This window comes from Citrobacter sp. CtB7.12, from assembly GCF_001297795.1.
Classification (GTDB): Bacteria; Pseudomonadota; Gammaproteobacteria; order Enterobacterales; family Enterobacteriaceae; genus Citrobacter_A; species Citrobacter_A amalonaticus.
In genome coordinates, this window is sequence record NZ_LIFT01000007.1 from 161,707 (window position 1) to 177,453 (window position 15,747).

16 protein-coding genes are annotated in these 15,747 nt (G+C 53.0%); 8 read left to right on the top strand and 8 right to left on the bottom strand.

Annotated features, from left to right (window positions below):
- Positions 1–53: 53 nt before the first annotated feature.
- The 5 genes from chbC to chbG all read left to right on the top strand — a co-directional run bounded on the left by chbC (position 54) and on the right by chbG (position 4,910).
- Positions 54–1,412, top strand: a complete 1,359-nt coding sequence (chbC, locus tag AOY24_RS11095) for a PTS N,N'-diacetylchitobiose transporter subunit IIC (protein WP_044265468.1) — start codon at positions 54–56, stop codon at positions 1,410–1,412.
- Between the two features lie 52 nt (positions 1,413–1,464).
- Positions 1,465–1,812, top strand: coding sequence for a PTS N,N'-diacetylchitobiose transporter subunit IIA (gene chbA / locus AOY24_RS11100; RefSeq protein WP_043000891.1), 348 nt, complete (start codon positions 1,465–1,467; stop codon positions 1,810–1,812).
- 10 nt (positions 1,813–1,822) lie between these two features.
- Positions 1,823–2,665 carry a transcriptional regulator ChbR gene (gene chbR, locus AOY24_RS11105; RefSeq protein WP_080343308.1) on the top strand — a complete coding sequence of 281 codons (843 nt, stop codon included), beginning with the start codon at positions 1,823–1,825 and terminating at the stop codon, positions 2,663–2,665.
- A 119-nt stretch (positions 2,666–2,784) separates the two neighbouring features.
- Positions 2,785–4,140 carry a 6-phospho-beta-glucosidase gene (locus AOY24_RS11110; RefSeq protein WP_043000889.1) on the top strand — a complete coding sequence of 452 codons (1,356 nt, stop codon included), beginning with the start codon at positions 2,785–2,787 and terminating at the stop codon, positions 4,138–4,140.
- Between the two features lie 11 nt (positions 4,141–4,151).
- Positions 4,152–4,910, top strand: a complete 759-nt coding sequence (gene chbG, locus AOY24_RS11115; RefSeq protein ID WP_044327540.1) for a chitin disaccharide deacetylase — start codon at positions 4,152–4,154, stop codon at positions 4,908–4,910.
- Between the two features lie 52 nt (positions 4,911–4,962).
- Here chbG and katE read toward each other — a convergent pair whose 3' ends face one another.
- Entirely contained in the window at positions 4,963–7,221 is a 2,259-nt protein-coding gene (gene katE / locus AOY24_RS11120) for a catalase HPII (protein ID WP_054176634.1), read from the bottom strand.
- A 202-nt stretch (positions 7,222–7,423) separates the two neighbouring features.
- Here katE and cedA point away from each other — a divergent pair, with 202 nt between their 5' ends.
- Complete coding sequence (gene cedA, locus AOY24_RS11125; RefSeq protein ID WP_071888400.1) at positions 7,424–7,678, top strand: cell division activator CedA; 255 nt, start codon at positions 7,424–7,426, stop codon at positions 7,676–7,678.
- Positions 7,679–7,729: 51 nt separating this feature from the next.
- Here the strand turns inward: cedA and tcyP are convergent, their stop codons facing one another.
- The 4 genes from tcyP to hxpB form a co-directional block, all read right to left on the bottom strand.
- Complete coding sequence (tcyP, locus tag AOY24_RS11130; RefSeq protein WP_054176635.1) at positions 7,730–9,121, bottom strand: cystine/sulfocysteine:cation symporter; 1,392 nt, start codon at positions 9,119–9,121, stop codon at positions 7,730–7,732.
- 132 nt (positions 9,122–9,253) lie between these two features.
- Positions 9,254–9,844, bottom strand: coding sequence for a metal-dependent hydrolase (locus tag AOY24_RS11135; RefSeq protein ID WP_043000884.1), 591 nt, complete (start codon positions 9,842–9,844; stop codon positions 9,254–9,256).
- Between the two features lie 95 nt (positions 9,845–9,939).
- A complete protein-coding gene (kduD, locus tag AOY24_RS11140; protein WP_043000883.1) occupies positions 9,940–10,701 on the bottom strand; it encodes a 2-dehydro-3-deoxy-D-gluconate 5-dehydrogenase KduD in 762 nt (253 codons plus the stop codon).
- A 142-nt stretch (positions 10,702–10,843) separates the two neighbouring features.
- Complete coding sequence (hxpB, locus tag AOY24_RS11145; RefSeq protein ID WP_043000882.1) at positions 10,844–11,512, bottom strand: hexitol phosphatase HxpB; 669 nt, start codon at positions 11,510–11,512, stop codon at positions 10,844–10,846.
- A gap of 137 nt (positions 11,513–11,649) precedes the next feature.
- Here hxpB and AOY24_RS11150 point away from each other — a divergent pair, with 137 nt between their 5' ends.
- A complete protein-coding gene (locus AOY24_RS11150) occupies positions 11,650–12,186 on the top strand; it encodes a YniB family protein (RefSeq protein WP_043000881.1) in 537 nt (178 codons plus the stop codon).
- A 208-nt stretch (positions 12,187–12,394) separates the two neighbouring features.
- Here AOY24_RS11150 and AOY24_RS11155 read toward each other — a convergent pair whose 3' ends face one another.
- From AOY24_RS11155 to pfkB, 3 genes are all read right to left on the bottom strand, one after another.
- Positions 12,395–13,255: a fructosamine kinase family protein gene (locus AOY24_RS11155; protein WP_043000880.1), complete on the bottom strand. Its 861-nt coding sequence runs from the start codon at positions 13,253–13,255 to the stop codon at positions 12,395–12,397.
- Between the two features lie 106 nt (positions 13,256–13,361).
- The gene (gene ghoS, locus AOY24_RS11160; RefSeq protein ID WP_043000879.1) at positions 13,362–13,652 is read right to left on the bottom strand and encodes a type V toxin-antitoxin system endoribonuclease antitoxin GhoS; all 291 of its coding nucleotides are present in this window, start codon (positions 13,650–13,652) and stop codon (positions 13,362–13,364) included.
- Between the two features lie 99 nt (positions 13,653–13,751).
- Positions 13,752–14,684: a 6-phosphofructokinase II gene (gene pfkB, locus AOY24_RS11165; RefSeq protein ID WP_043000878.1), complete on the bottom strand. Its 933-nt coding sequence runs from the start codon at positions 14,682–14,684 to the stop codon at positions 13,752–13,754.
- A gap of 286 nt (positions 14,685–14,970) precedes the next feature.
- On the opposite strand from pfkB, the gene AOY24_RS11170 reads away from it, so the two are divergent.
- Positions 14,971–15,729 (top strand): YdiY family protein, encoded by a 759-nt coding sequence (locus AOY24_RS11170; protein ID WP_043000877.1) that lies wholly within the window; start codon positions 14,971–14,973, stop codon positions 15,727–15,729.
- Positions 15,730–15,747: the final 18 nt, after the last annotated feature.

Here is a 15,747-nt window from a genome sequence, read left to right on the forward strand (position 1 = left end):
TTTCATTTACATATACCGCAATAATTAATTGCGGTTTTTAAGGGTATTTTTCTATGAGTAACGTCATTGCTTCACTTGAAAAGGTACTCCTTCCTTTTGCTGTCAAAATAGGAAAGCAGCCACACGTTAATGCAATCAAAAACGGTTTTATTCGTTTAATGCCATTAACCCTCGCGGGGGCTATGTTTGTATTAATCAATAACGTTTTCCTGAGCTTTGGGGAGGGGTCGTTTTTTTATTCCCTCGGTATTCGGCTGGATGCGTCAACCATTGAAAATCTCAATAGTCTGAAGGGCATCGGCGGAAACGTCTATAACGGTACGCTGGGTATTATGTCACTGATGGCGCCATTCTTTATCGGTATGGCGCTGGCGGAAGAGCGTAAAGTCGACGCCCTGGCGGCCGGCCTGTTATCGGTCGCGGCCTTTATGACCGTCACGCCTTATAGCGTGGGTGAAGCCTATGCGGTTGGGGCGAACTGGCTGGGCGGCGCGAATATCATTTCCGGTATTATTATCGGTCTGGTGGTCGCCGAAATGTTTACCTTTATTGTCCATCGCAACTGGGTCATTAAATTACCCGATAGCGTACCGGCATCTGTCTCTCGTTCATTCTCAGCATTGATTCCAGGCTTTATTATCCTCTCTATTATGGGGATCATCGCCTGGGCGCTGACGACCTGGGGAACTAACTTCCACCAGATTATTATGGACACCATCTCGACACCGCTGGCTTCGCTGGGCAGTGTGGTAGGCTGGGCGTATGTACTCTTTGTTCCGCTGCTGTGGTTCTTCGGTATCCACGGTTCCCTGGCGCTGACGGCGCTCGACAGCGGTATCATGACCCCATGGGCGCTGGAAAACATCGCTATCTATCAGCAGTACGGTTCAGTGGATGCCGCGCTGGCTGCCGGTAAGACGTTCCACGTCTGGGCGAAGCCGATGCTCGACTCCTTTATCTTCCTCGGCGGTAGTGGTGCAACGCTGGGTCTGATCCTGGCTATCTTTATCGCCTCTCGCCGCGCGGATTACCGTCAGGTGGCGAAACTGGCTCTGCCATCAGGTATCTTCCAGATTAACGAACCGATTCTGTTTGGTCTGCCGATCATCATGAATCCGGTGATGTTCATCCCGTTCATTCTGGTTCAGCCGATTCTGGCCGCGATCACGCTGATAGCGTATTACCTGGGGATCATCCCACCAATTACGAACATCGCACCGTGGACCATGCCAACCGGGCTGGGGGCGTTCTTTAACACCAACGGGAGCGTTGCGGCTCTGCTGGTCGCCTTGTTCAACTTAGGGATTGCGACGCTGATTTACCTGCCGTTCGTGGTGGTTGCGAACAAAGCGCAAAACGCAATCGACAAAGAAGAGAGCGAAGAAGATATCGCTAACGCACTGAAATTCTAAGTTTAACCCGGCATGTGGCAACGCATGCCGGGCCGTCAAAGAGGAATGATTTATGATGGATCTCGAGAATATTACTGATACCCAAACCGAAGCCGAAGAGCTCGAAGAAGTGGTGATGGGGCTTATCATCAACTCCGGACAGGCGCGCAGCCTGGCCTACGCGGCCTTAAAACAGGCGAAGCAGGGCGACTTCGACGCCGCGAAAACGATGATGGAGCAGTCGCGCATGGCGTTGAACGAAGCCCATCTGGTGCAGACGAAACTGATTGAAGGCGATCAGGGCGAAGGTAAAATGAAAGTCAGTCTGGTTCTGGTTCACGCACAGGATCACCTGATGACGTCAATGCTGGCACGCGAACTGGTGGCAGAGTTGATTGAGCTTCACGAGAAGCTGAAATAGTAAGGAGTTGATGATGCAACATCAGGCGACCGCACCGGAAATCACCATTGCCCGTGAACAACAGTTGTTTAACGGTAAAAATTTCCATGTCTTTATCTACAACAAGACAGAGAGCGCCTGTGGTCTGCATCAGCACGATTACTATGAGTTTACACTGGTGCTCACGGGGCGCTATTACCAGGAGATCAACGGTAAACGCGTGCTGCTGGAACGGGGTGACTTTGTGTTTGTTCCGCTCGGTTCGCACCATCAGAGCTTCTACGAGTTCGGCTCGACGCGCATTCTCAACGTTGGCATCAGTAAACGTTTTTTTGAACAGCACTACAGCCCGCTCATGCCGTTCTGTTTCGTGGCATCGCAGGTCTATCGCACCAACAGCGCATTTTTAACCTATGTCGAAACGGTTATTGCCTCGCTCAACTTTCGTGATACCGGGCTGGAAGAGTTTGTCGAAGTGGTCACCTTCTACATTATCAACCGCCTGCGCCATTATCGTGAAGAACAGGTTCTGGATGATATTCCGCAGTGGCTGAAAGCCACCGTGGAAACCATGCATGATAAAGCGCAGTTTGGTGAAAACGCGCTGGAAAATATGGTTTCCCTGTCGGCAAAATCTCAGGAATACCTGACGCGAGCGACCCAGCGTTATTACAGCAAAACGCCGATGCAATTAATTAATGAAATTCGCATTAACTTTGCCAAGAAACAGCTGGAGATGACTAACTACTCCGTAACAGATATTGCGTATGAAGCGGGATACAGTAGTCCAAGTCTGTTTATTAAGACGTTTAAAAAAATGACGTCATTTACGCCTAATAGCTACAGAAAAAAACTCACGCAATATAATCAGTAATTATTTTACTCAACAACCAGGTTTACGCTTGCCCATTAGTGACGCGGGACGTCTGCGTCATATCTGACAGAAGGGCAGAGCATCATTCACGCCAGTGTTAAGCACTGAAGGGAGAAACGATGAGCCAGAAATTAAAAGTCGTCACCATTGGTGGTGGCAGCAGCTATACCCCGGAATTGCTGGAAGGATTTATTAAACGCTACCACGAGCTGCCGGTTTCCGAATTGTGGCTGGTTGACGTCGAAGGCGGTGAAGAGAAACTGGATATTATTTATCAACTTTGCCAGCGTATGATCGAAAAAGCAGGCGTGCCGATGAAGGTGTTTAAAACTCTGGATCGCCGCGAAGCACTGAAAGATGCCGATTTCGTAACCACGCAGTTGCGCGTAGGACAGTTGAAAGCGCGTGAACTGGATGAGCGTATTCCGTTGAGTCACGGCTACCTGGGCCAGGAAACCAACGGTGCCGGTGGTCTGTTCAAAGGGCTGCGCACGATCCCGGTGATTTTCGACATTATTAACGATGTGGAAGAACTGTGCCCGAATGCCTGGGTGATCAACTTTACTAACCCGGCAGGCATGGTGACCGAAGCGGTCTATCGTCATACGAACTTCAAACGCTTTATTGGCGTGTGCAACATTCCGGTCGGGATGAAGATGTTCATCCACGATGTGCTGGCACTGAAAGAGAGTGATGACCTGTCGATCGACCTGTTTGGTCTCAACCACATGGTGTTCATTAAAGACGTGATCGTCAACGGGCAGTCACGCTTTGCCGAACTGCTGGATGGCGTAGCCTCGGGCCAACTTAAAGCCTCCACGGTGAAAAACATTTTCGATCTGCCGTTCAGCGAAGGGCTGATTCGCTCTCTGAATCTGCTGCCATGCTCGTATTTGTTGTACTACTTCAAGCAAAAAGAGATGCTGGCGATCGAGATAGGCGAATACTACAAGGGGGGCGCGCGGGCTCAGGTGGTACAGAAGGTCGAGAAACAGCTGTTCGATCTGTATAAGAACCCGGAGCTGAACGTCAAGCCGAAGGAGCTGGAGCAGCGCGGTGGCGCGTACTACTCTGACGCCGCCTGTGAAGTCATCAATGCCATTTTTAATGACAAGCAAACCGAGCATTACGTCAACATTCCGCATCACGGCCACGTCGATAACATTCCGGCCGACTGGGCGGTAGAGATGACCTGTACGCTGGGTCGCAATGGGGCAACGCCGACGCCGCGTATCACCCATTTTGACGAGAAAGTGTTGGGATTGATCTATACCATCAAAGGTTTTGAAGTCGCTGCCAGTAACGCGGCGCTGAGTGGTGAGTTTAACGATGTGTTGCTGGCGCTGAACCTGAGCCCGCTGGTGCACTCAGACCACGACGCAGAAGGGCTGGCGCGTGAACTGATTCTGGCGCACGAAAAGTGGCTGCCAAACTTTGCCGGGTGCATTGCGAAGCTTAAAGACGCACAACACTAAAGAGGTCGGCTATGGAACGCTTATTGATTGTAAACGCGGATGATTTTGGTCTGAGCAAAGGGCAAAACTACGGCATCGTGGAGGCCTGTCGCCACGGTGTGGTGACCTCGACCACGGCGCTGGTGAACGGTGATGCCATTGAGCATGCGGTCGCCTTAAGCCGCGATCTGCCGACGCTGGCGGTAGGGATGCACTTTGTTCTGACGCTGGGAAAACCGCTGACCGAGATGCCGGGATTAACCCGTGAAGGGCGTCTGGGAAAATGGATCTGGCAGATGGCAGAGGAAGATACGCTGCCGTTGGATGCAATCGCCCGTGAGCTTGCCAGTCAGTACCAGCGTTTCATCGACCTGTTCGGACGGGAGCCGACGCACCTGGATAGCCATCACCATGTGCATATGTTCCCGCAGATCTTCCCCCTTGTCGCGCGATTTGCCGCAGAGCGTAATCTTGCGCTGCGCATTGATCGTCAGCCGGTGTTCCAGGCAGGCGATCTTCCGGCGACGCTGCGTAGCTCGCAAGGGTTCAGCAGTGAGTTTTACGGAGATGCGATTTCGGAAGCGTTGTTCCTGCAGGCTCTCGATGCTTCAGCAAAACGTGGAGAATCCTCACTGGAAGTGATGTGTCACCCGGCGTTTATTGACAATATTATCCGTCAGAGCGCCTATTGTTACCCCCGCTTGACTGAACTGGACGTGCTGACGTCGGCCTCGCTCAAGTATGCGATTGCAGAACGTGGCTACCGTCTGGGCAGTTTTCTTGATGTCTGACTCCTGAGTTTGCGGCGCGTGGTGCGCCGCTTTTTTTTGCCCGCGAGTTGCCTCAGGCTGGTACGGTCGGGATTTTAGCCGTGCGCGACCAGACGCGATGAGCTGCCATCAATGTAAACAGCTCATCCATAAAACGGCTATCCGCATCAGCGCCTTCAACAACGCCTTCCTCTCCCTGACTGTCGATATGAAGTCGCGCTTTAAAGCGTCGTGCTTCACCGGCGAGTGCAATAGGTTTGAGATGCTTATAGGCTTCCAGCAGGTAGTACTGCGCGTCGCCGTTGTCCTCAATATCGGCGATGTCACCGCACGGCACAATGACTGCATCCACGGTGAGAGACGGTGCTCCGGCAAAAGTGGCGGCGATGGTCAGCGTTGAACCATCATCTGCGACCACCTCGCCCATGCGGGAGTAGAGCAGTTTCGCGTGGACGCCTTTCGCCTTAAGCGCCTGGAGTATTGAAAGCAGATCGGCGGATTTCACTTTTCCGTTGAGCAAAATCCCGACGACGCGGCCTTTGATATCTCCGTCCGGCACAGCATACAAACTGAGTGAAGGATCTTTCTTCAGTCCGTTCACCTCTGGCGGCGGTGCAATTTGTGTCTGTTCATCGCTTAACGCGATCCCCAGATTCTTCCCGACCGCCTGCGCGAGGTTAATGTCGATATGCGCCAGTTGGTCGACCACCCGTTCACGGATCCAGCTACGAACAACCTTACTCAGTTCAAAGCTGAAGGCATCGATGATATGCAACTGTTCCACGGGCGTCTGGCTTGACCAGAACAGACGCGGATGGGCGTAATATTCGCCAAACGAGGGGCTACGTTCACGGATTTTGTTACCTTCGATGCGTTCCTGATATGACTCAAAGCCGCCGCGTTTCGGTCCCGGCGGCGTTTCACGCGGCCAGTTGTCATTGATGGAGTTGGGTTCATAGTTGGCCGGGTTGGTATCAATATCCTGGCGGTGCATGCCGTCACGCTGGAAGTTGTGATACGGGCAGGTCGGGCGGTTGATTGGGATTTCGTGGAAGTTAGGTCCGCCAAGACGACTAATCTGCGTATCGGTATAGGAGAACAAACGCCCCTGCAACAGCGGATCGTTCGTGAAATCAATGCCGGGAACGATATGGCCGGGATGAAAGGCGACCTGTTCGTTTTCGGCGAAGAAATTATCGGGGTTGCGGTTGAGTACCATTTTACCGACGCGCTGCACCGGAACCAGCGCTTCGGGGATCAGTTTGGTCGGATCCAGTAAGTCAAAGTCGAATTTCAACTCGTCCTCTTCCGGGATCAATTGCAGTCCCAGTTCATATTCCGGGAAATCACCGGCTTCAATGGCTTCCCACAGTTCCCGGCGATGGAAGTCCGGGTCGCGACCGGTCAGCTTCTGCGCTTCATCCCATACCAGTGAGGCTTTACCTGCCAGAGGTTTCCAGTGGAAACGAACGAAGGTGGCCTTACCCTCGGCGTTGATCAGCCGAAAAGTGTGAATGCCAAAGCCTTCCATGGTGCGATAACTGCGCGGAATGCCGCGATCGGACATCGCCCACATGACGTTATGCAGGGTTTCTGGCTGTAACGACACGTAATCCCAGAAGGTGTCATGCGCACTTTGTCCCTGCGGTATCGCCCAGTGCGGCTCCGGTTTTACCGCATGCACAAAGTCAGGAAATTTATGCGCGTCCTGAATAAAAAAGACAGGGGTATTATTGCCAACCAGATCAAAAATGCCTTCTTCGGTATAAAACTTGGTGGCAAAACCACGGATATCACGCACCGTATCCGCCGAGCCTGCGCCGCCCTGAACAGTGGAAAAACGTACGAAGACCGGGGTGATTTTATCCGGGTCAGAGAGAAAGTCGGCTTTGGTGATGTCGCTCAGATTTTTGTAGGGCTGGAAATAGCCGTGAGCTGCCGAGCCGCGTGCATGGACGATCCTCTCGGGAATGCGCTCGTGGTCAAAATGGGTGATTTTTTCGCGCAGGATGAAATCTTCAAGCAGCGTAGGTCCACGACTGCCTGCACGCAATGAATTCTGGTCATCAGCAATGCGTACGCCCTGGTTAGTAGTGAGGGCAAAATTCTCGCTGCCCTTGCGTACCGTTTCCAGATCGCTCAGCTTTTTATTGCCGGTATCCGGGGCTTTCAGACTGCCGGGCGCGGTAGGTTGCGCGCCTGGAGGCGTCGGTTCAGGAACAGGGCGATACGACTCATTATCAGGAGCCAGAGAGTCCAGACCCGGTTTTGCTTCGCGCGGATCGTGCACCGGTGATTGATGTGGATGGGGATTTTTCTCATTATGCGACATTGAACTCGTCTCCATTTTTCATTGCTGAAAGGGTCGATGTTTTTTTGTCAAAAACCCTCTAACTATAGTCCACTCGTGTGATCCCGCCGAGCAGAACGCGGATGCCAGCGTTGGTTGACAGGAGAAAGCGCACGCCAGGAGCAGGACGGGCGGGGGTAAAATCGGCTAAGATAGTTCTTTTCTGATTTTTGAATTTGTCTTAGTGAAGCAATTAATGATGAAACCTCTTCGCCAACAAAATCGCCCGGTTATTAGTTATGTTCCGCGTGTTGAACCTGCACCGCCCGAACATGCAATAAAAATGGACGCGTTTCGTGACGTGTGGATCTTGCGCGGGAAGTATGTCGCGTTTGTCTTAATGGGGGAGTCGTTCCAGCGCTCGCCGGCGTTCAGCGAGGCGGAATCTGCCCAGCGCTGGGCAAATCAGATTCGTCAGGAAAACGAAATAGCGGATTAATTCCGGCATAAAAAAACCGCCTCGAAGGGCGGTTTTCTGTTTTGGGGACGTTTAGTGATGCGCCAGTTCGGCGTCGTCTTCACTGTCCAGAATGGTTTTATCGGTTTGCTTCAGCCACTGGCTGGTCAGCGTACCGGCGGTCATTGACCCGCTGACGTTCAGCGCGGTACGGCCCATGTCAATCAGCGGCTCAACGGAGATGAGCAGCGCCACCAGCGTGACAGGCAGCCCCATCGCAGGCAGTACGATCAGCGCGGCGAACGTGGCGCCGCCACCGACACCGGCTACCCCGGCAGAGCTGACGGTCACAATGCCGACCAGCGTCGCAATCCAGAGAGGATCCAGCGGGTTAATACCGACCGTCGGCGCCACCATAACGGCCAGCATGGCCGGATACAAACCAGCACAGCCATTTTGACCAATCGTTGCACCAAAGGAGGCGGCAAAGCTCGCGATAGATTCCGGCACGCCCAGACGACGGGTTTGCGCTTCCACGTTCAGCGGGATAGAGGCGGCGCTGGAACGGCTGGTAAACGCGAAGGTCAGAACCGGCCACACTTTGCGGAAGTACTTGAGCGGGCTCACGCCGTTAACACCCAGCAGTACACCGTGGACAACGAACATAATGCCGAGACCGAGATACGAGGCAATGACGAAGCTACCCAGCTTAATGATGTCCTGCAGGTTAGAACCCGCTACCACTTTAGTCATCAGCGCCAGAACGCCGTAAGGCGTTAACTGCATGACCAGGCGGACCAGTTTCATCACCCAGCTTTGCAGGGTGTCGATTGCGGTCAGCACACGTTCACCTTTCGGCGCGTCATCTTTGAGCAGTTTCAGCGCGGCGACGCCGAGGAAGGCGGCAAAAATGACCACGCTAATAATGGACGTCGGGTTCGCGCCGGTCAGATCGGCAAACGGGTTTTTCGGTACAAAGGAGAGCACCAACTGCGGGACACTGAGATCGGCCACTTTACCGACATAGTTGGTTTCAATGGCATTCAGTCGCGCCGTTTCGGCACCGCCCTGAACCAGACCTTCAGCGGTCAGGCCAAACAGATTGGTCACCAGCACACCGACCAGTGCGGCAATCAATGTGGTAAACAGCAGGGTCCCGATGGTCAGAAAGCTGATTTTCCCCAACTGTGAGGCGTTATGCAGACGGGCGACCGCGCTCAGAATCGAGGCAAATACCAGCGGCATGACGATCATTTGCAGCAGTTGCACATAGCCGTTACCAACAATGTTGAACCACTGGACGGAATCTTTCAGCACCTGGCTGTCAGAGCCATAGATGGTGTGCAGCGCAAGGCCAAAGACCACACCCATGACCAGACCGACCAGCACTTTCTTTGCCAGACTCCACTGTTTATGACGGGCTTGCGCCAGCACAAACAGCAGAATGACGAACACCACAATGTTCGCGATTAATGGAAAATTCATCCCCGTTCTCCTGATTTTATTATTCGTCCCGCTGTGTCACAGCGATCCTGTTGCCGCAAGGTTAGCAGAACTGTGACCTGGCTCTTATATTCAAATGGAATTGTTTATGCCAAAAACGATAATTTCGCTGCTTTACTGGTCGATTTGATGCTTTATAAAGCGATTGAACTGCCATTGCAGTGTATTAATCATATCGGATGACCAGCGAACTGCACTGTTCTGGGGCAAGGTCTGGGGCATCCATACCGCCCAGGCAAACAGCGCCATGCAGAGAAATCGCTCCAGTTGATTACCTTTCTGCGGGACCAGAATCGGCAGGCGAAAGCGCCAGCGACAGGGCCAGAGCAGGGGGACGCCCGCTGGCGTCAGCATATCGGCGGCGATATGGCTCAGATAGCCTATCACCATACCCTGCAAGGCATCGGCGGGGATAACCCAGCTCTCCGGCACTTTCAGGTAGAAGGTCGCCAGCAGCGCAAAGACGGCCAGCAGACTGTGAGTGAATCCGCGATGGCCGAACGCACGGGCGATCGGTTTCGAAATCCATTTTAGTCGCTGACCGAGAAATGACTTTGGGTGATCAATGTCCGGTAACAGACAGGTCAGAATAGCGGAAGGAACAATATGCCACCAGTCACCCTGTGCGAGTACGGGCGTGAGTTCCGCGTTTTTAGCAAACACCGCGCAGGCAATGGAAAAGAGGAGGTGACCTTCCGCCGTCATGATAAAACCTGATAAACTGTGAATTCGTACAGTATAGGATTTTTATACAGTGGGCGGAAGTGGTGACGTTGTAACTCTTTGTCAATAATGCGCGTTTAACGCGCTAACCAACCGCCATCGACGGCCAGCGTATAACCGTTGATGTAATCTGCTGCCTTCGAGGCGAGGAAAACGACCGGACCCTGCAGATCGTCTGGCGTTCCCCAGCGGCCCGCCGGGATACGATCGACAATCTCTTTATTGCGTTCAGCATCTTCCCGCAGTTGTTGGGTGTTGTTGGTTGCCATGTAACCGGGGGCGATAGCGTTGACGTTAATCTGATGCTGCGCCCACTCATTCGCTAACAGTCGGGTAATGCCCAGAACACCGCTCTTTGAGGCCGTATAGGACGGGACGCGAATACCGCCCTGAAACGACAGCATTGACGCGATGTTGATGATTTTTCCGCCCTGGCCCTGGGCGATGAACTGGCGTGCAACGGCCTGGGAGAGAAAGAAGAGCGACTTGAGATTCAGGTTCATCACGTCGTCCCAGTCCTTTTCAGTAAAACTGAGTGCGTCTTCGCGACGAATGGTCCCGGCGTTATTCACCAGAATGTCGATGCGACCGAATTTCTCTACCGCCTGGGCGATAACGTCCGCGATGACTTCCTGTTGGCTTAGATCGGCCTGTATGGCGAAAAAGCGGCGACCCAGCGCTTCAACTTTGGCGGCGGTGTCATGAGGGACTTTGCGGTTCACGCCGATGATATCGCAACCGGCTTGCGCCAGCGCAACCGTCATCCCTTGCCCGAGCCCGGTATCACAACCGGTGACAATGGCGACTTTACCTGTGAGACGAAATGCATCCAGAATCATAATGACCTCGGCTATCCGTTTTTATCTGTTATGTGCCTGAAAGAAGGATAGGAGAGGAACCGAAAGAATACAATAAAAATGAAACGTCGTTTTAATTTTGACTCTTGGCAAGACGGGCAATGTGGCCATTGCCCGATCCCGGTTAGCCAAGTAAATCGGCGATGGTCAGTTCCGTGAGTGTGTTGAGCCTGACGTCAGCGAGGATATAGCGCGGATCGTGTCGCACCTCTTTGTCCGGTACGACGATGGAGCGCATCCGCGCGGCTTTCGATGCCACCATACCGTTGACGGAATCTTCCAGCGCTACACAACATAACGGGTCAACGCCCAGTTTCGCCGCGCAGTCGATGTAAACCTGGGGATGTGGTTTGCTGTAGGGTAGTTTCTCCGCTGAAGCGATAGCGTCAAAGCTCTCCCGCAGGTCGAACATCGCCAGTACTTTTTCCAGCATATGCAGAGGGGATGCTGACGCCAGTCCGACTTTCAAACCTTGCGCTTTACACAACGCGACCGCTTCTTTGACGCCCGGTAATAGCGGACGCGTCTCTTCAACCAGCGTGATGGCACGGGTAATGACGCGATCGGTGACCTCCTGGCGGCTCGGCCCGTTCCACGGCTGCTGAGCAAACCAGAGATCGACAACCATATCGATGCGCAGTCCCAGCGTATCCGGGAGTTCGTGACGACGAGTGATATCGACGCCGATGCTGGACAGCACGTCCAGTTCAGCCCGATCCCACAGCGGCTCGGAATCAATCAGCAATCCATCCATATCGAATATGGCCGCAAGAATTTGACGCGGGGTTGACATTACAACCTCTCCTGTTGAGCATTAAATGTAGGGTATTCAGCGTTAGCCGCTATCATAACGTTTTTAAAGATCGGGCGAAAAGGGTTATCAGCAGGTAGACTTAAGCCAAAACGACGCGTCTTCATCAAGGGGAACTCATGACGTATCAACAAGCTGGACGCATTGCAGTGTTAAAAAGGATCTTAGGATGGGTGATATTTATCCCGGCGCTTCTCTCCACGCTGATTTCAGCCCTGAAATTTATGTACGCGCACAGCGAAAAGCAGGAAGGGATTAACGCAGTGATGCTCGATTTTGCCCACGTCATGATCGACATGATGCGAGTGAATACCCCGTTTCTGAACCTCTTCTGGTACAACTCGCCGACGCCGGATTTCCAGAATAGCCTGAACATTCTGTTCTGGCTGATTTTTGCGCTGATTTTTATCGGGCTGGCGATGCAGGATTCCGGCGCGCGCATGAGCCGCCAGGCGCGGTTTTTACGTGAAGGCGTTGAAGACCAGTTGATTCTGGAGAAAGCCAAGGGCAGCGAAGGGTTGTCACGCGAGCAGATCGAGTCACGGATCGTGGTGCCGCATCACACGATTTTTCTGCAGTTTTTCCCGCTCTACATCCTGCCGGTGATTATCATCATTGCCGGCTATGTGTTTTTTTCCCTGCTGGGATTTGTCTGAACAAAAAGGCCGCCATCCGGCGGTCTTTGAGAGTGATGACAAACCTCGTTCCGTTACCGGACAAGCCGAGAGCGCCTGATTATAAACGAGGAAAATCAATTCATTGATTTTCGGCTGATAACCACAAAAAAGGAAAAACCACGTTTTTTCCTTCTTTGTTAGCGGCCTGAAAGGCCGCCATCCGGCGGCCAATTGATGTCAACCATGATTACGCCGCGAGTAGTCTGTCCATTGCCTTCTGCGCAATCACCAGGTGCTGGCCGCCAAACAGTCTTGCCCGGTTGAGCAAGGTATACAGTTGATATACCGGTTGCCGGTCGAGAAAATCTAACGGCAGCGGCGACACTGACTGATAACCATCATAAATTTGCGGCGGCTGTTCAGTATGCAGCGGCAACATCGCCAGGTCACACTCTCTGTCTCCCCAGTAACAGGCTGGGTCAAACAGATACGGACCGTCTGGCCCGAGCGCGCAGTTCCCGGACCACAGATCGCCATGTAATAAAGAAGGTTGTGGCTGGTGGGAGGCGAGACGCTGTTGCACGTGCTCGACGATGGCGTCGATATTACCAAAGGCAATCCCTTTTTCCGCCGCCAGTTCGAGTTGCCAGCCAATGCGCTGTTCGGCGAAGAAGGTAGACCAGCGGCGCTGCCAGGCATTGGGTTGCGGCGTGGTCGAGAGCGCGTTATCGAAGTCCAGCCCAAACTGCGGCTGATCGCTCCATTCATGCAGGTGGGCAAGCTGCTGCCCCAGAATAAATGCACTGTGCGCATCCAGGGGGCGGGGAGGGAGATAATCCATCACCAGAAAGCTGTAATCACGATCCGCACCCACCGCCCACACTTTGGGGACCGTCACCGTATGGCTGCGTGATAACAGTTCTAATTGGTCGGCTTCTGCCGTGAAGCCTGGAAGCAGTTCTCGCTCATCACATTTAACGAAGAAATCGCGTCCCGCATAGCGTAAATGCCACGCGGCATGAATTTCTCCGCCAGGCAGTTCGTTACGCAGTTCGATTTCGCCTTCACCGAGTTGCTCGCTTAAAAGGCGACTGATAGCCTGCCACATGATGTCTCTCCCCATGTTGTCTGCCAGATCATAAGGTTAGCGCAAAGATGCGGTAAAAAAACACGAACTAACGCACACCGTGGACGTGTTTTCATGGTAATGGCATTTATTGTCCGCTGAGATCCCACTCGTCCCAGGTCACCACGCTGACCTCCGGCATTTTATCTAACGCACTTTCAGCCAGTCCCGCGGCCAGAGCTTTGACCTCGTCCGGACTCTGGGCGCTAATCAACCCAAAGGTATTGGTTCCCAGTTCATGCACATTACCGTCATCATCCGTAAGGGTGAGTAGAAAACCGGCACGGGTAAGATGATTATTCAGTTCATTTATTTCCGTTAAGGAGTCCTCGTGGAACGTGATAGTAACAACATATCGGGTGATTTCCCCACTGGCCATTTGACACCCCTTTGTAAGCTCATGAGTTTGTAGCATAGACGGTGAACGCGTAAGCCGACAGGTTTACGCAAAATTCCCCCTCGAAGAGAGGGGGATTCATTATGGCTGGCTAAGGTAAGCGTAGATTTTTTGTGTATCGTCATGGGAACACAGGCGTGTTCCCTGGTTGAGGGTCGCGGCGCTACCGGCCGCCACGCCGAAGCGCACCATATCGTCAAGCGAGGCGCCTTCAGCCAGTTTGAGTGTCATTGCCCCCACCATACTGTCGCCCGCACCCACGGTGCTCTGGCTTTTAACCGGCGGCGGCACAACCTGTACGCAGGTTTTACTGTCCACGCCCAGTGCGCCCTGAGGACCGAGCGAGACGACGACGCGCTGTGCCTTGCCGCTGCGGACAATTTCCTGTGCCGCGTTGCGCACGTCATCAGGTTGCGTCAGTTCGCGATTAACCAGGGCACTGAGTTCTTTCTGATTGGGTTTAACCAGTTCGATATTGCCAATCGCTAACGCGGCCGTCAGCGCCTCGCCGGAGCTGTCAATGATGCAACGGATCCCCTGTTTCTGCGCGGCGGTAATTAACTGGCTGAGTTTTTCAACGTTAACGCCTGGCGGCAGACTACCGCTGATCACCAGAATGGCACCGGACTCGATCTCCAGAACCTGCTCTTCTATCTGGCGAAACTCATCGTCATTCAGAGCCGCGCCGGGCATCACAAAGCGATACTGTTCTCCGCTGGATTCGACATGAACGTGCAGGTTCTGACGCGTCCAGTCTTTTGCATCAATGGTTGCGACCGGAACGTTTTCGTCAGCGAGCAGGGTCACCAGGTGTTCACCGGTTGCCCCCCCGACGGGGAAAATAGCGGTTGCCGTTCCGCCCAGATGGGCGATGGCGCGAGCGACATTTATGCCACCGCCGCCAGGCTCAAATACCGGGGCAGTACAGCGGAGTTTCCCTTCGGGATAGATTTGCGGAGTGATCGTTGCGCTATCGAGAGAGGGCGCAAGCGTCAACGTATAGATACGTACCATCGTTACCTCCTGTTAGGCTATGTTCAGTCTGGCACCGAATAGCCCTAAAGTGAAGTCATTAACAATATGATTAATTAAAGTTTATTTATTTAATTTACCGTAAGGATATATAAATATTTAATTGTTTTGAGAGCTCTCTTATTCAAAAAATGAAATAAGAATTCATTGCTATGTTATTCGAGCCTTTTTATAATTTGTTACCTTTCCTGGGGCGTTTGTCATTGATCCCTCTGAAAGTTTCCGGGACCGTAATGGTCTCTTTTTTTGTTGTACGGACTCTTTATAAATGAAGCTTTTAAAGACAGTTCCCGCTGCCGTTCTGCTGGCGGGGGGCATGTTTGCGTCGATGTATGCAACTGCCGATGATTCCGTTTTTACTGTCATGGATGACCCCTCAAGTGCGAAGAAACCCTTCGAAGGCAATCTTAATGCCGGTTATCTTGCGCAGTCAGGCAACACGAAAAGTTCTTCTTTGACCGCGGACACGACCATGACCTGGTACGGCCAAACAACGGCCTGGTCACTGTGGGGGAACGCGAGCAACACTTCTTCCAATGATGAACGCTCTTCAGAGAAATATGCGGTTGGCGGTCGTAGTCGTTACAACGTGACCGATTATGACTATCTTTTTGGCCAGGCGAGTTGGCTGACGGACCGTTATAACGGCTACCGTGAGCGCGACGTGTTCACTGCCGGTTATGGTCGCCAGTTCCTTAACGGTCCCGTACACAGTTTCCGTTTTGAATTCGGTCCGGGCGTACGGTACGACGAACATACGGATGGCACGACGGAAACGCAGCCGCTGGGCTATGCCTCTGGCGCGTATGCCTGGCAGATTTCAGACAACACCAAATTTACGCAAGGCGTGTCGGTGTTCGGTGCTGAAGATACGACGCTGAACTCCGAGACGGCGCTGAATGTGGCAATCAATGAGCACTTTGGTTTGAAGGTGGCGTACAACGTGACGTGGAACTCCGAACCGCCGGAAACGGCACCGGAGCATACGGACAGACGTACTACCGTCTCTCTGGGCTACCGGATGTAAACTGAGGCCAGACTGTTC

Excerpts from the sequence above, each read along its gene's own strand:
- chbC (WP_044265468.1), top strand. The coding sequence starts at position 54 with ATGAGTAACGTCATTGCTTCACTTGAAAAGGTACTCCTTCCTTTTGCT.
- chbA (WP_043000891.1), top strand. The coding sequence starts at position 1,465 with ATGATGGATCTCGAGAATATTACTGATACCCAAACCGAAGCCGAAGAG.
- chbR (WP_080343308.1), top strand. The coding sequence starts at position 1,823 with ATGATGCAACATCAGGCGACCGCACCGGAAATCACCATTGCCCGTGAA.
- AOY24_RS11110 (WP_043000889.1), top strand. The coding sequence starts at position 2,785 with ATGAGCCAGAAATTAAAAGTCGTCACCATTGGTGGTGGCAGCAGCTAT.
- chbG (WP_044327540.1), top strand. The coding sequence starts at position 4,152 with ATGGAACGCTTATTGATTGTAAACGCGGATGATTTTGGTCTGAGCAAA.
- katE (WP_054176634.1), bottom strand. The coding sequence starts at position 7,221 with ATGTCGCATAATGAGAAAAATCCCCATCCACATCAATCACCGGTGCAC.
- tcyP (WP_054176635.1), bottom strand. The coding sequence starts at position 9,121 with ATGAATTTTCCATTAATCGCGAACATTGTGGTGTTCGTCATTCTGCTG.
- AOY24_RS11135 (WP_043000884.1), bottom strand. The coding sequence starts at position 9,844 with ATGACGGCGGAAGGTCACCTCCTCTTTTCCATTGCCTGCGCGGTGTTT.
- kduD (WP_043000883.1), bottom strand. The coding sequence starts at position 10,701 with ATGATTCTGGATGCATTTCGTCTCACAGGTAAAGTCGCCATTGTCACC.
- hxpB (WP_043000882.1), bottom strand. The coding sequence starts at position 11,512 with ATGTCAACCCCGCGTCAAATTCTTGCGGCCATATTCGATATGGATGGA.
- AOY24_RS11150 (WP_043000881.1), top strand. The coding sequence starts at position 11,650 with ATGACGTATCAACAAGCTGGACGCATTGCAGTGTTAAAAAGGATCTTA.
- AOY24_RS11155 (WP_043000880.1), bottom strand. The coding sequence starts at position 13,255 with ATGTGGCAGGCTATCAGTCGCCTTTTAAGCGAGCAACTCGGTGAAGGC.
- ghoS (WP_043000879.1), bottom strand. The coding sequence starts at position 13,652 with ATGGCCAGTGGGGAAATCACCCGATATGTTGTTACTATCACGTTCCAC.
- pfkB (WP_043000878.1), bottom strand. The coding sequence starts at position 14,684 with ATGGTACGTATCTATACGTTGACGCTTGCGCCCTCTCTCGATAGCGCA.
- AOY24_RS11170 (WP_043000877.1), top strand. The coding sequence starts at position 14,971 with ATGAAGCTTTTAAAGACAGTTCCCGCTGCCGTTCTGCTGGCGGGGGGC.